Annotated in this window: 11 protein-coding genes; 7 read left to right on the forward strand and 4 right to left on the reverse strand. The window is 63.7% G+C overall.

The window, feature by feature from the left end:
* Window position 1: 1 nt before the first annotated feature.
* Genes ACQK2M_RS20585 through ACQK2M_RS20595 form a run of 3 tightly spaced genes read right to left on the reverse strand, consistent with a single transcriptional unit; the run spans window position 2 to window position 3065 of the window.
* The gene (locus ACQK2M_RS20585) at window positions 2–862 is read right to left on the reverse strand and encodes a carbohydrate ABC transporter permease (protein WP_425419340.1); all 861 of its coding nucleotides are present in this window, start codon (window positions 860–862) and stop codon (window positions 2–4) included.
* A complete protein-coding gene (locus ACQK2M_RS20590) occupies window positions 855–1736 on the reverse strand; it encodes a carbohydrate ABC transporter permease (RefSeq protein ID WP_425419341.1) in 882 nt (293 codons plus the stop codon). Before ACQK2M_RS20590 ends, ACQK2M_RS20585 begins: the two co-directional genes overlap by 8 nt.
* A gap of 57 nt (window positions 1737–1793) precedes the next feature.
* Window positions 1794–3065 (reverse strand): ABC transporter substrate-binding protein, encoded by a 1272-nt coding sequence (locus ACQK2M_RS20595; protein WP_425419342.1) that lies wholly within the window; start codon window positions 3063–3065, stop codon window positions 1794–1796.
* A gap of 228 nt (window positions 3066–3293) precedes the next feature.
* On the opposite strand from ACQK2M_RS20595, the gene ACQK2M_RS20600 reads away from it, so the two are divergent.
* The 5 genes from ACQK2M_RS20600 to ACQK2M_RS20620 are packed head-to-tail and all read left to right on the forward strand — an operon-like array spanning window position 3294 to window position 10195.
* Complete coding sequence (locus ACQK2M_RS20600) at window positions 3294–4055, forward strand: IclR family transcriptional regulator (RefSeq protein ID WP_425419343.1); 762 nt, start codon at window positions 3294–3296, stop codon at window positions 4053–4055.
* Window positions 4031–5116, forward strand: coding sequence for a Gfo/Idh/MocA family protein (locus ACQK2M_RS20605; RefSeq protein WP_425419344.1), 1086 nt, complete (start codon window positions 4031–4033; stop codon window positions 5114–5116). Before ACQK2M_RS20600 ends, ACQK2M_RS20605 begins: the two co-directional genes overlap by 25 nt.
* A gap of 3 nt (window positions 5117–5119) precedes the next feature.
* Window positions 5120–7012, forward strand: coding sequence for a thiamine pyrophosphate-binding protein (locus ACQK2M_RS20610; RefSeq protein ID WP_425419345.1), 1893 nt, complete (start codon window positions 5120–5122; stop codon window positions 7010–7012).
* Window positions 7013–7041: 29 nt separating this feature from the next.
* On the forward strand, window positions 7042–8499 hold the full coding sequence (locus ACQK2M_RS20615) for an NAD-dependent succinate-semialdehyde dehydrogenase (protein WP_425419346.1): 1458 nt from the start codon (window positions 7042–7044) through the stop codon (window positions 8497–8499).
* A complete protein-coding gene (locus tag ACQK2M_RS20620; protein WP_425419347.1) occupies window positions 8492–10195 on the forward strand; it encodes a dihydroxy-acid dehydratase in 1704 nt (567 codons plus the stop codon). The genes ACQK2M_RS20615 and ACQK2M_RS20620 overlap by 8 nt, the downstream gene beginning before the upstream one ends.
* Window positions 10196–10343: 148 nt before the next feature.
* Here the strand turns inward: ACQK2M_RS20620 and ACQK2M_RS20625 are convergent, their stop codons facing one another.
* Complete coding sequence (locus ACQK2M_RS20625; protein WP_425419348.1) at window positions 10344–10610, reverse strand: ThuA domain-containing protein; 267 nt, start codon at window positions 10608–10610, stop codon at window positions 10344–10346.
* A gap of 184 nt (window positions 10611–10794) precedes the next feature.
* Here ACQK2M_RS20625 and ACQK2M_RS20630 point away from each other — a divergent pair, with 184 nt between their 5' ends.
* Entirely contained in the window at window positions 10795–12345 is a 1551-nt protein-coding gene (locus tag ACQK2M_RS20630) for a winged helix-turn-helix domain-containing protein (protein WP_425419349.1), read from the forward strand.
* Between the two features lie 209 nt (window positions 12346–12554).
* Window positions 12555–14255 carry a ShlB/FhaC/HecB family hemolysin secretion/activation protein gene (locus ACQK2M_RS20635; protein WP_425419350.1) on the forward strand — a complete coding sequence of 567 codons (1701 nt, stop codon included), beginning with the start codon at window positions 12555–12557 and terminating at the stop codon, window positions 14253–14255.
* Window positions 14256–14272 lie beyond the last annotated feature (17 nt).

Raw genomic sequence — 14272 nt, forward strand, 5'->3', positions numbered from 1 at the left:
TCTATCCTTTAACCGCGCCCATGGTCATGCCCTTGATGAAGTAGCGTTGGAAGAAGAGGAAGACGATCAGCGTCGGCAGACTGGCGATCAGCGACAATGCGCCTTGCACGCCCCAGGCGACAGAGTACTGGCCCTTCAGATTGACAAGCCCGAGCATGATGGTGCGCTTTTCGTCGGACTGGGTGAAGATCAGCGGCCACAGGAAGTCGTTCCAGATCCAGGTGAATTGCAGTGTTGCCAGCACGGCGAGCGCCGGCAGGCTCAGCGGCAGGGCGACACGGGTGAGGACCTGCCATTCATTGGCGCCCTCGAGGATCGCCGCCTCGCGCAGGGCGTTCGGCACGGTGGCGAAGAAGTTGCGCATCAGCAATGTGCAGATCGGCAGACCCATTGCGATGTGCACGAAGATCACCGGCCACAGCGTGTCGATCAGCCCGACTGCGTTGAACAGGCGATAGAGCGGGATCAGGATTACCTGCGGCGGAAAGAACATGCCGGCGATGATGACGAGGAACAGCGCCTCGGAGCCGCGGAACGGCAGCTTGGCGAAAACGTAGCCCGCCAGCACGCCGAGCGCCAGCGACACCGACGTCGCCGGGATCGCCACCATCAGCGTGTTGAGCAGGTACCGGTGCACCGCCGGGTTCTGCAGGACCTCGGTGAAGTTGCCGAGATAAAGCCGGTCGGGGATCGACCACAGATCGCCGAGCGCGATCTCGCGTGTCGTCTTGATTGACGACAGCAACACACCTGCGGTCGGCGCAAGGAACAGCAGCGCCAGGCACACCAGCACGATGAAAATGACCGCCGGCCACGGATTGAATTCCTTGCCGGCGGGATGGATGGCGTGGACGTCAGCCATAGATCTCGTCGACTTTCTTAAGTTCGCGGAAATAGATGCCGATGATCGTCAGCGCCACGAGGAACAGCACGACGGAGATCGCGCTGCCGTAGCCCATCAGGTATTTCTTGAAGGACTCGTTGTACATGTGCATGGCGAGCGTGTCGGAGGAGTTGAACGGCCCGCCCCCGGTCATGATGTAGAGGATCTCGAAGCCCTTCAGCGAATTGATGACGGAGAGCGCGACGACCACAACGGTTGCCGGCGTCAGAAGCGGGATGACGACGATGCGGATGCGCTGCCAGATCGAGGCGCCCTCGATCTCGCAAACTTCCAGCAGGTCCTCGGAAATTGAGGTCAGACCGGCCAGGTAGATGACCATGGAAAGCCCCGTCTGCTGCCACGACCACGCGACGATGACCGAGCCGAGGGCCGTGCCGGGCTTTGCCAGCCAGGCGAACGACAGGTCGCTGCCGACAGCCGCGTTGACGGCGGTGTTCAGAAGCCCCCAGTCGGGCTGGTAGATCCAGATCCAGATCTGGCCGACGACGACAGCAGACAGGCAGATCGGGAAATAGAAGATCGACTTGAACACCGATCCGCCCGGGATGCGGCTGTCGATCAACAGCGCAAGAACGAGCCCCAGAAGTGTCGGCAGCAGGATCGCCGCCACCATCCAGATCACCGTGTTCACGGCCGCGTTGAAAAACAGCTTGTCGGTCCACAGCTTGGCGAAGTTCTCGAACCCGACATAGTCGTACTCAGACGAGAAGCCGTTCCAGTTGGTGAAGGAATAATAGAACGAACTGGCCAGCGGCCAGATCACCAGAAGTGTGAAAACGCCGAGCGGCAGGGCGAGGAAGACAAGGCGCCAGACGCCGGTTTCGCGCTCCATGGACCGCATTCTCCAAAAACGATGCCCGGCCGCCGAAACGGCCGGGCGGATTGTCGATTATTCTGCGAAGGCCTTTTCGGCATCCTCGGACGCCTGGGCCAAGATGTCGTCCACCTTGGACGGATCATCCATGAAGCGTGCGAACATGGAAAGCCCGACCTCGGCGACCGGCGGCGGCGTCGACAGGTCGTAGTTGAAGACGAAGGCATCCGCTCCGGCAACCGCCTTCAAAGCGTGCTGCATGACCGGCGTATAGGCCGAGTCGTCGACATTGACGTTGGCCGAGAGCGCGCCCTGGATACCGGCCCACTTCGCCTGTACGTCCGTATCGGAGATCATGAAGTTGAGCAGCTTCTCCGCGTCTTCCGGATTGGCGGCGTTGGCCGAGATGACCAGTCCGTCGACCGGGCCGACAACCGCGTTCGGTACGCCTGTCTCAACCTGCGGGAATTCGAAGAAATCGTAATCGCCGCCGGGCTCAAGGCCGATGCCGTTCCAGTAGCCGGTGATCCACGTGCCCATCAGCGTCATCGCCGCGTCGCCGCGCGCCACCTTGTCGGAGGCGTCCGTCCACGTGTCGGCATTGGCGTTGTCCACGAAGTAGCCCTTGTCGATGAGCTCCTTCCACATCGCCATCGCCTTCTTGACCTCATCGTCGTCATAGGAGGCGGAGCCGTCCATCAGCTTGGCGCGGTAGTCCGGTCCCGCCGTACGCAGGATCAGGTAGTCGAACCAGAACTGCGCCGGCCAACGGTTCTTCGAGCCGAGCGCGATCGGGGTGACGCCGTTCGATTTGAGCGTTTCGCACATGGCCAGGAAATCGTCCCAGCTTTCCGGCATCTCGGTGATGCCGGCCTCTTCGAGCACGGCAGTGTTATAGAACATGCCCGCGTAGTGGTAGCCGAACGGCACGAGGTATCGCTTGCCGTCATACAGCGTCGCGCCGTCGGCGACAGATTTCGCCACCACGTCGTCAAGGCCGTTGGCATTCCACATGTCGTCGATCGGTCGCAGGCTGTCCGAATCGATCACGAACTGCGTGCGTGCGCCCGCCCAGTAGGAAAAGACGTCCGGCAAATTGTTGCCCGCGGCGCGCACGAGGATGCCCGTCTTGAAGTCCTCGTGGCCGATCGGGCTGTCCTTGACGGCGATTCCGGTCTCGTCCTGGAATTCGGCGAAGATCTCCTTCAGGCCACCGAGCCCGAGTTCGCCGGTGAAATAATGCGAGATGGTGACTTCGCCGTCGGCGGCAAGCGTTGGCCCGGCAGTCATCAGCGCCGGCACGGCGATTGCCGTCATGAGCAGGTTGCGTCTCGAAAGCATGGACATGGGCTCCTCCCTTGGAATTAGTTCGTATATGTTGAACATATTGCCGATAAGACCCGCATTCACACTTAAACCAACACCTATGTCAACAAAAAGTGTTGCATATGGGTGGAAAATATGGCGAGTTTAGCGAAATTGGCGGCATTCGACGCATTAGTTTGACTATCTTGTACTTTTGGTATGTAAATGTTGAACTTTACGTCACAGACCGTCGAAAAGGACCGGACCATCATGCGTCTACTGCAATCACTGACCCGCGGGCTGGACACGCTCGACTACATGCGCAGCCAGGACAATCCCGTCCGGCTGACGGATGTCGCCGGCGCGCTCGGTGTGGAGAAGTCCAATGCCGCGCATGTTCTCAAGACGCTGGTCGCGGCCGGTTACGCAGAACAGGACGGCAGCCGCCGCTACCGCCTGACGGCCAAGGCCGCCCCCGCCGCCCGCTCCGAGCACTCGCTCGAGGACATCGTCGCCTGCAAGGAAGCGTGGCGCCCGGCACTTGAGGAACTCGTCGCCCGTACGCATGAGTGCGCGCATCTCGCCGTCCTCGTGGAATCGCGCGTCTGGTACATCGACAAGATCGATTCCACCCTGCCGCTCAAGGTCGACCACCCGATCGGGTCGCTTTCGCCGCTGCACTGCACGGCGCTCGGCAAGGCGTTCCTGGCTTTCGGCGACGCCCGCCCGCAGGACGATCTGACCAGCTATACACGCACAACCATCACCGCGCCCGGCAGGCTCAAGGCGGAGATCGCCGTCACGCGCCAGCGCGGATACGCCATCGACGACGAAGAGTTCGCGCCGGGCATCCGCTGCGTTGCTCGTCCAGTCTACGACTCCAACGGAACCATGATCGCCGCCATCGGCGTATCCGGCCCCAGCGTGCGCGTCGACGACGCGCGGCTGGAGGAACTCGGCCGGATCGTCATGTCGGTTTCAGCCAATAACGGAAAGGACATCGCCTCATGGCAGGAAAGCCTATCGGCGTAGGCATCGTCGGCACGGGCCGCATATCGGACCTGCACGCGATCGAATACGGCCGCAATCCCGACGCGAACATCGTCGCGCTGTGCGACCGCGACATTGACGCCGCCGAGGCGCGCGCCGCCGCCTGGGGATGCGCCGATGCCGCAATTCTCGACGACATGGACGCGCTTCTCGCGCGCGACGATGTCGACCTCGTCGAGATTCTGCTGCCGCATCACCTGCATCTCGACGCCGCGATAAAGGCAGTCGAGGCCGGAAAGGCCGTGTCGCTGCAAAAGCCGATGTGCCTGTCGATGGACGAGGCCAACCGGCTGGTCGAGGTGGCCGCCGCCTCGAAGCGGCCCTTCAAGGTGTTCGAGAACTTCATCTTCTATCCGCCGGTGCTCAAGGCGCGCGAACTGGTGGACGCCGACGCCATCGGCACGCCGCTGTCGATCCGCATCAAGAGCAATCCTGGCAAGAGCGCCACCGCGTGGGAGGTGCCCGCAGCGGCGAATGCCTGGCGCCAGCAGAAGGCGCATTCGGGCGGCGGACCGCTGGTCTTCGACGACGGCCACCACAAATTCGCGCTCGCATGGCACTTCATGGGCAACCCGGAAGCCGTCCACGCCTTTATCGGACGGACCGAGACCGCCAGCGGCTCCGTCCTCGACGCGCCGTCGATCGTCTCCTTCCGGTTTTCGGGCGGACGTATCGGCAATCTCGAGGTGGTCTACTCGCCGGAACTGGAGATCATCACCCGCCACTACGCCCAGGACGATCGCGTCGAGATCACCGGCACCAAGGGCGTCATCTGGATCAATTGCGGCCATGGACGGCTTGGCGATCCACCGCCGGTCGCACTCTACCGCGATGGCCAGATCACCACGTGGCACGACCTCGCAACCGGCTGGGAAGAGAGCTTCGTCCTTTCGACGCGGCATTACATCGACGTCGTGTCGAACGGCGGCAGACCGGTTCTTACCGCCGACGAGGGCCGCCAGGTCCTGCGCTTCGCGCTGGCCGCCGAAGAGTCCGCGCAGACCGGCAAGCCTGTCGAATTCGGGCCACGGGAGGCCGCCTGACCCATGGACGCACGCAGCTCATCCGCACCCTTCCCCGACACGACCGAGGCCCGCGCCGCATTTCTCGCCGAGGCCGGCGGGCTGGACGCGGCGATTGCCGGTGGCACGCTCGGCGAAACCGTCACCATTCCGATGGCCGAGGCCCTCGTCCTCGGACTCATGCGACAGGGGGTCACGACCTATCTCGCAATCTTCGGCCACGGCTCGACCGCGCTCGGTGAGGTGCTGCGTGCCTATGAGGCCGCGGGACTGGTGCGCACATTCCAGTTCCGCAACGAGGTCGCGATGGCGCATGCGGGAACGGCGCTGCGCTGGATCTACGGCGAGACATGCGCCGTCGTCACGTCCATCGGCCCGGGTGCGCTGCAGGCCATGGCCGGCTCGCTCGCCGCCGCGTCGAACGGCGTCGGTGTCTATCACATCTATGGTGACGAGACGACGCATGGCGAGGGCTACAACATGCAGCAGGTGCCCAAGCCCGGCCAGGGCCTGTTCGGGCAGATTACGGCGGCGATGGGCGCGTCCTACACGCTGCATTCGCCCGGCGCGGTCCGCGATGCGCTGCGCAAGGGCGCTTCCGCCGTGTTTCATCCCTGGAAGCCGGGCCCCTTCTATCTCAACCTGCCGCTCAACACCCAGCCGGCGCCGGCGACCCTGAGGCTCGATGCGCTGCCGCTGCGCCCGGAATTCGCACCGCAGAGCCCGGCAGAACCGGCCGTTTTCTCCGAGGCCGTCGATTTGATCGCCAATGCGTCGCGTGTCGCGATCAAGGCAGGCGGCGGCTCCCGGCCCTTCGCGGAGCATGTCCGCCGGCTGGCGGAAGCATCCGGCGGGGTGGTCGTGCAAAGCCCGGGCTCGACCGGCATCCTGCCGGACGCCGATGAGCGCAATATGCATGTGGGCGGGTCGAAGGGATCGATCTCCGGCAACTACGCCATGGACGAGGCCGACCTGCTGATCGTCGTCGGCAGCCGCGCGGTGTGCCAGAGCGACTGTTCGGGCACCGGCTGGCCGCGGGTCGAAAACGTCATCAACATCAACGCCGATCCCGTAGACGTGCAGCACTACAACCGCACGCTGGCGCTCACCGGCGACATCGGCGCGGTGACGGAACGCCTCTGCGCCTCACTCGACGGCAGCGGCGCGAAGGATAACAAGGCGGACTGGCTCGCCGACTGCGTCGAGAAAAAGCGCGAGTGGCAGACCTTCAAGCAGGCGCAATACGACGCCGGCCCGCTTGCCGATCCGGTCTGGGGCGAAGCCGTTTTGACGCAGCCGCAGGCGATCAAGGTCGCCGCCGACTTCTGCAAGTCCGTCGCCGCGATCAAGCTGTTCGATGCCGGCGACGTGCAGGCCAACGGCTTCCAGATCGTCGAGGACGACGCACCCGGCGAAAGCTACACCGAGAGCGGCGCCTCCTATATGGGCTTCGCCGTGTCGGCGCTCACGGCCGGCGCGCTTGCCGAGATGGGCCGCTACATGGTGGCCTTCACCGGCGATGGCTCCTTCATGATGAATCCGCAGGTGCTCATCGACGGCGTCGAGCACGGCGTTCACGCCACGATCCTGCTGTTCGACAACCGTCGCATGGCGGCGATCAGTTCGCTGCAGGAGGCGCAGTACGGACGCGACTTCCGCACCAGCGACGGCGTCGCCGTCGATTATGTCGCCATGGCCGCGTCAGTCACCGGCGTGAAGGCGCTGTGGGGCGGCACGACAGCGGAAACGCTGAGGAACGCGCTCGGCGAGGCACAAGCCCACAAGGGGCTCAGCCTCATTCACGTGCCGGTCTATTACGGCACGGATCCGCGTGGCGGCATGGGCGCCTACGGGCGCTGGAACGTCGGCAACTGGTGCGACGACGTCCAGAAACTCTACCAGAACACGGCCGTCTGAACGGCCCGGCAAACTCCAGGGGAGACACTATGTACGAGGCATACGGCCTACTGATCGACGGGGAATGGAAAGCGGCGACGGACAACGCAACGCTGGAGGTGTTCAGCCCGGTCAGCGAGGAGCGCATCGGCAGTGTGCCCGCCGCAGGCGACGCGGACATCGCCGCCGCGCTGAAATCCGCTGCGGAGGGCTTTCGCGTCTGGTCGTCGGTTTCGGCCTGGAACCGCGCCGCGATCCTGCGACGCACGGCCGACCTGCTGCGCGAGCGCATCGAAGACGCGGCCCGCGTCATGAGCACCGAGACCGGCAAGCCGCTGGCCGAGGCCCGCGCCGAGATCAACGCGTCGGCCGACCAGTTCGAATGGTATGGCGAGGAGGCGAAGCGCATTTACGGCCAGACGATCCCCGGTCGCGCCGCGGACGAGCGCCTCAGCGTCATTCACCAGCCCGTCGGCCCCTGCCTCGCGCTGTCGGCCTGGAACTTCCCGGCCCTGCTGCCGGCGCGCAAGATCGCCGCCGCGCTCGCCGCCGGCTGTTCGGTCATCGCGCGGCCCGCCTCCGAGGCACCCGGCTCCTGCATGGTGCTGGCGCAGGCGCTGCTCGATGCCGGCCTGCCCGCCGGGGCGCTGTCGGTCCTGACCGGCGATCCCGTACCGATGGTCGAAAAGCTGATCGCCTCGCCGGTGATCCGAAAGGTCTCGCTGACCGGCTCGGTGCCGGTCGGCAAGGAAGTGCTGCGCCAGTGCGCCGCCGGCGTGAAGAAGGTGACGCTGGAACTGGGCGGCCACGCCCCGGTTATCGTGCATTCCGATTTCGATCCCGTCGCCGCGGCTGAAAAGCTTGCAGCGACCAAGTTCCGCAATTGCGGCCAGGTCTGCATCTCGCCGAGCCGCTTCTATGTGCATGAATCGATCCGCGAACCGTTCGAACAGGCCTTTGCCGAATATGCCCGAAAGCTGGTGGTCGGCGATGGACTGGAAGACGGCGTGACCACCGGTCCGATGATCCGCCGGCGCGCGCTCGACAGCGCGTTGCGGCTGATCGAGGACGCCTTGGCGAAGGGCGGGCGGCTGATGGCCGGCGGCGGGCGGCCCGAGGGGCTCGACAAGGGCCACTTCCTCGCGCCGACCGTGATCGCCGGCGTGCCGGACGACGCCGCGATCATGAGTGAGGAACCCTTCGCACCGGTTGCGCCGATCGCCGCCTTCAGCGATTTCGACGAGGTCATCGCCCGCGCCAACGCGACGCCCTTCGGCCTCGCCTCCTATGTCTTCACCCATGACGGCGCGCTCGCCTCGCAGACCGCCGAGGCGCTCGAAGCGGGCATGGTCGGCGTCAACGAGACCCTGCTGGCGACGGCGGAAGCGCCGTTCGGCGGCGTCAAGGAAAGCGGCTTCGGCCGCGAGGGCGGTTCGCTGGGCATTCTCGATTACCTGACGCCGAAATACATTCGCCACAAGCTGGTGCGCGGAGCCGTCCATGTCTGAGAAACCGAAGGGACTCGACAACGGCCTGACCAATTACGGCGACCGGGATTTCGCACGCTACCTGCGCCGCTCCTTCGCCAAGTCGATGGGCTATACCGACGCGTCGCTCGACAAGCCGATCGTCGGCATCTGCACCACCGAAAGCGGCTTCAACAACTGCCACCGGCATTTCCCGGAAATGCTGGAGGCGGTGAAGCGCGGCGTGCTGGCGGCCGGCGCGCTGCCGGTGCCCTTCCCCGTCATCTCGCTGGGCGAAGTCTTCCTGAGCCCAACCTCGCTGGTCTACCGCAACCTGATGGCGATGGCCGTCGAAGAAATGATCCGCGCCCAGCCAATGGATTCGGTCGTGCTGATGGGTGGCTGCGACAAGACCGTTCCGGCCCTGCTGATGGGCGCCGCTTCGGCCGGCAAGCCCGCATCATTGGTCGTCGCCGGGCCGATGATGACCGGGCGCCATCGCGGCGAGCGCCTCGGCGCGTGTACCGACTGCCGCCGATTCTGGGCCAATTACCGCGCCGGCACGGTCGACGACGAGGAGATCAACCAGGTCGAGGGACGCCTCGCGGTCACCGCCGGCACTTGCGCCGTGATGGGCACGGCCAGCACCATGGCGCTGATCGGCGAAACGCTTGGCATGATGCTGCCCGGCACGGCCGCGATCCCCGCCGTTCACGCCGACCGGCTGCGGGCGGCCGAGGAAACGGGCGCGCTGGCCGCGAAAATGGCAACGACAGGCGGTCCGACGCCAGAAAAACTGATCACCAGGGAATCCGTCGAGAACGCCCTGCGCGTGTTGCTCGCCGTTTCCGGTTCGACCAACGCCATCATCCACCTGGCGGCGATTGCGGGACGCCTCGGCATCGATATCGATCTGGAGCGGTTCAACGCACTCAGCGACGAGACGCCGGTGCTGGTCGACCTGAAACCGGTCGGCTCCGGCTACATGGAGGATTTCCACACCGCCGGCGGCCTCGACGGCGTGCTGCGCGGCATTGCCGGCAAGCTGAACGCCGGCTGCGCCGATGTCACCGGCCTGACCATGGAAGACCGGCTCGCCCGTCCCCTCGCCGACCCGATCGACGCCAGCTTCATCCGCACCGCGGACTCGCCGGTCAACCCGGTCGGCGGACTGATCGCGCTGACCGGGACGCTGGCGCCCGAAGGCGCGATCCTCAAGCGCGCGGCGGCGACGCCGGGCCTGCTCGAACACGAGGGCCGCGCCGTTGTGTTCTCCTCGCTGGAGGACCTCGCCAACAGGATCGACGATCCCGATCTCGACGTTACCGCCGACGACATACTGGTGCTTCAGAATGCCGGTCCGCGCAGTGCTTCGGGCATGCCCGAAGCCGGATACCTTCCGATCCCGAAAAAGCTCGCCCGCCAGGGCGTCAAGGACATGGTGCGCATCTCGGACGCGCGCATGAGCGGCACCGCCTTCGGCACGATCGTGCTGCATGTGACGCCGGAAGCCGATGTGGGCGGCCCGCTGGCGCTGGTCCGGGACGGGGATCGCATCCGCCTCTCGGCATCACGGAAAAGCATCGACCTGCTGGTCGATCCGGCGGAACTCGCCACACGAAAACCGGCCATCGCGGCCGGCGACAAGCCCGCCGACCGCGGCTACGCGAAACTCTACCGCGACAGCGTCCTTCCGGCGACGCTGGGCTGCGATTTCGATTTCTTGAGACATTCGTAGGCCATATCAGCCAACGCAGGCCGATGTGGGATCCGAAATAGGGAGAGAATTGAGCGGCGGCGGCCTTACGGCCGCTTTGGGTTACATCCGGACACGGTTTTGAGTTTCGGAACGTCAGTTCCGCAACATGGCATTGCTTCCGTTTCGACTAGCGGCTTGCCCAGAGCAGCCCGCGGCGAAGGATCTCTCGCATGGCCTCGTGTTCGAATTCGTCGGGTCCATGGCCAAGTGCGCTGAAAAATACCTTTCCCCGGCCAAACTTCTTTCTCCACACTGTCGGCATAACCACGCCGTTGATCCACGGATATGGATTGTCGTCGAAGCGCGTGACGGCCAGAACTTCGACGCCGCGTATGCGATACAAGCTTTCGCATGTGCCGTTTCTGCCCCGAGATTGACAATTCGCGCCTCGCATCGTTAGCTTTCCTTGGGGAAGGTCTGGGGCAGGAAAATCCTTGTGTTTCTAATGGATTATCCCGGGCGAAATATTGCGTGAGCCTTTTAGGAATCCAACAAAGCTGTTGCTTGTCGAAAGCGCATAGGAACGCCGATGCGGCTTTCCGGGTCTTCTCATGATCGGGGACGGCGATCCCGCGAGTGTGGCGTTCAGTGAAGACCGCGCCTCGGTCACTTTCGGATCCGGCGACGTGGTGCACTTCACCCGGGCCGAAAGAAAAGTTCTCGACTATCTCTTTCGAAACCCGACCCGTATCCTCAGCCGCAGCCAACTTCTCGACGCAATGGCCGAGACCGGCTCGGACAGCAGCGATCGCAATATCGATTTCGTGATCAACAGGATCAGGCGGAAACTGCGCGACAGCGCCCGCTCGCCGAAATTCATCGCGACCCATTACGGCGAGGGCTATCAGTGGATATTCCAGGGCGATCAGGCGGCGTCGGAGGCGGGCGAAGCCCATCTCGTCGTCGGACCGCTGTTGGGGCTTGCGAGTCTGGAAGGGCACGAGCAGACCGGCCGGACATTCGCGCGTTACCTCGTCAATGAACTCCAGCAGCATCTCGGAAGCGGGAAGCTCGCGGCATTTCAGGAGAGCTACCAGGCACCGGAAAAAGCTAGGGCCGCTGGCCCGGAGATCAGTATTCAGCTGGGTTTCTTCAGGGACGGCGAGAGCACCGAATGTGTTCTGACCGCGCGAAACGATCTCGACTGGCGCATTTGTCACGTCGAACGCGTGCGTATTCCATCCGACAACTCGGCGCTTGCCGAGCTTTCCTCGCAGGCCCGGCGGCTGGCTCCAGCCATTCTGGCCAAGTGCTGGAAGACGTCGGCGGACGACGCGGTCATGTCCATGCCGCTGCCGGTGGCGATGCATGTGGCGGGACGGCCGGAGAAACTGGAGGATCAGCCCTGGCCCGACAATGACCGGCGGCTGAAGGCGCTCATGGCCGAAACGCCTGACGACCCGGTCCTGAAGATGTTCTACGCGTCTCATCTGCATACGAAATACGTCCTGCTCGGCCCGCGGCTGTTCAGGACCGGGAAAGACACATGCGCCGAGGACGAGGCCGAGATCGAGCGCCTTGTCACGGAAGCGCTTCCCTTCGTTCAAGCGCAGCCGGAATACTCAGCGATGGCGGCGAAACTGCTCTATTTCGTCGATCGGGGTTATCGGGATCTGGCGCTTGAACTCGCAGACAGGTCGCTTCGCGAAAGCACGTCCGTCGCCTCGTCCCTGGCGATCTCCGGGCAACTGCGCGGCTTTGTCGGCGACATGGATATCGCGCAGAACCATCTGCTTCAGGCCGAGGCGTTGTGCACGCCGCGATCCCAGTTTCATATCTACGTACTGGTGCTCCTTTGCCAGGTGCTCATGGCTGCCGGAGAAAGGGACAAATTGCTCGAGGCGACGCGCAGGATGTATCGCGCCAATGCCGCCACGCGTTTCGTGTTCGAGCCGCTTTTCTCCGACCCGGATCGCCCTTCACTGAGCGCCAAGGGTGTCACTTTGGCGTTGTCCCGGAAGAAAATCGACGGATTGCTCCGCCACGTGAGCTACATTTCGGCGCGCCTTTTCCAGGAACCCGCGCATCGTGAAAACACGTTGCGGACGCTGGTCAATCTCGCGGTCAGGCGTTTCGGCGCTGATTTTGTCCATGAGGACGTGCGCAAGGTCGCACCGGGCCTGTTCTGACGGACCAGCCTTGCGGCGTGGCACCGGCGGCTTTCTGCGCTCCTCGCGGTTATCAAATAGTCTTGCAACAATTGTGCGGAATTTACGAAGAAGGAAAAGCGGTGCGGGGGAAAAGGCGCGTGACTGCAAGTCGATTGGGGAGGTTTTCGGACCTCGGGAGCGGATTCGGGAAGGCCGATTATCGTCGTGTGTCTTGCAGCATGCTGGCGGTGTGTCTGCTCTCTGTCGTGTCGATCCCGGCAAAAGCCCAGACGCCGGCCGATCTGTTGATCCTGCAGAAACAGCAGGAAGAGCTGGTGCGCAGGCAGCAGCTCGAAGACGCGCGAAGGCAGCGCGATGAGGACTTGCGGTACAGTCCGCCCGGCAGGAGGCCGGTGCAACAGTCCGGGGCCGAACAGGCGCCGCCGGGTGAAAACTGCCTGGAGGTCGACACGATCGACATCGTCGGCTCCACCCGGCTTTCGGAAGACCTGAAGAAAGCGATCGTGGCTCCCTACGAGGGGCGATGCATCGGCCTCGGCCAGATCAACGAAATCGTCCGCGCCACGACCAACCTCTATATCGACAAGGGCTACATCACATCGCGTGTTGTCATCCCGGAGCAGGACCTCGGCGACGGCTCTCTCGAACTGCAGGTTATCGAGGGCTACACGGGCAAGATCGTGCGCGGCGAACTCGCCGGAGACGTCAATTTGAGAACGTCGTTTCCCGGCCTCGCGGGCACCTTGCTGAATATTCGCGATATCGAGCAGGGTCTCGACCAGATCAACAGGCTGCAGTCGAACAATGCAAAGATGCGACTGCTGCCGGGCGAAGAGGCTGGCCAGTCGATCATTGTCGTGGACAACAAGCCGTCCCGCCCCGTGTCGGGTAGCATCAACTTCGACAATCACGGTTCGTCCGGCACGGGCGAAATAAAGGGCAGCGCGACGCTTGTCTTCGACAATCCCCTTCACCTCAACGATCAGTTGACGCTGACTTATGGCCGCAATCTGGAGAAGCCTTCCGACAATGCACTCAGCCAGAACTACGCCATCAATTACTCGGTGCCGTGGGGATACTGGACGTTGTCCGGAGGCTACAGCAATTTCGAGTATGCCAGTCTGCTCCAGGGCGAGGTCGACAATTTCGAGACCGACGGTGACGGCAACACCTCCACGCTTTCCTTGTCCAGGGTGCTGAAACGCGACCAGACGAGCAAGACGACGCTCACGGGCACCCTCACCCGTAAGGACAATCTGAATTACGTGGAAGGCTCGAAGCTGGTCTCGAGCAGTCGCGTGACCACCGTGCTGGATATCGCAGCCGTGCACACATTCTTTGCCGCCGGCGCGACATTCACGGTCGATGGCGGCGTGTCGCACGGACTGCCCGCGTTCGGCGCGCAGAACAATCCCGAATTTGCTGGGAGCGCCGACGACGAGTTTCTGCTGACCCATGCGGGCGCGAGTTTCGCGAAGGTCTGGGACGCGGGCGCCATGGCTTTCGGCGCGAATTCGAACCTGACCGCGCAGATGTCCTTCGACCGGCTGCCGGGGACCGAGCAGATTTCCATCGGCGGCGTCAGCACGGTTCGCGGTTTCCGGAACAGGTCCGTTTCGGGCATTTCCGGCTTTTATTCGCGCAACGAGATCTACGCGATACTGCCCGACACCGGTAATGAAACGCTTACCGAGATGATCGGCAGCATCCGTCCCTATCTGGCTGCCGATTTCGGGCATGTCTTCGAGCAGCAGGATATCGGCGTGGTCGACGGTGCGACGCTGTTCGGCGGCGCTCTGGGCATTCGGGCGGTCGGCGGCAACCTGAATTTCGACGCCGCGATCGGGCGGCCGATCTACGGACCGGACGGGTTCGACACCGATTGGTCGGTGAATGATTTCTATTTCAAGCTCGGCATGAATTACTGACCGACGAAACTCCGGGA

This window comes from Oricola indica (genome assembly GCF_965227485.1).
Classification (GTDB): Bacteria; Pseudomonadota; Alphaproteobacteria; order Rhizobiales; family Rhizobiaceae; genus Oricola; species Oricola indica.

What these genes read in the sequence shown, in the direction of transcription:
- ACQK2M_RS20585 (WP_425419340.1), bottom strand. Translation starts at nt 862, where the DNA reads ATGGCTGACGTCCACGCCATCCATCCCGCCGGCAAGGAATTCAATCCG.
- ACQK2M_RS20590 (WP_425419341.1), bottom strand. Translation starts at nt 1,736, where the DNA reads ATGGAGCGCGAAACCGGCGTCTGGCGCCTTGTCTTCCTCGCCCTGCCG.
- ACQK2M_RS20595 (WP_425419342.1), bottom strand. Translation starts at nt 3,065, where the DNA reads ATGTCCATGCTTTCGAGACGCAACCTGCTCATGACGGCAATCGCCGTG.
- ACQK2M_RS20600 (WP_425419343.1), top strand. Translation starts at nt 3,294, where the DNA reads ATGCGTCTACTGCAATCACTGACCCGCGGGCTGGACACGCTCGACTAC.
- ACQK2M_RS20605 (WP_425419344.1), top strand. Translation starts at nt 4,031, where the DNA reads ATGGCAGGAAAGCCTATCGGCGTAGGCATCGTCGGCACGGGCCGCATA.
- ACQK2M_RS20610 (WP_425419345.1), top strand. Translation starts at nt 5,120, where the DNA reads ATGGACGCACGCAGCTCATCCGCACCCTTCCCCGACACGACCGAGGCC.
- ACQK2M_RS20615 (WP_425419346.1), top strand. Translation starts at nt 7,042, where the DNA reads ATGTACGAGGCATACGGCCTACTGATCGACGGGGAATGGAAAGCGGCG.
- ACQK2M_RS20620 (WP_425419347.1), top strand. Translation starts at nt 8,492, where the DNA reads ATGTCTGAGAAACCGAAGGGACTCGACAACGGCCTGACCAATTACGGC.
- ACQK2M_RS20625 (WP_425419348.1), bottom strand. Translation starts at nt 10,610, where the DNA reads ATGCGAGGCGCGAATTGTCAATCTCGGGGCAGAAACGGCACATGCGAA.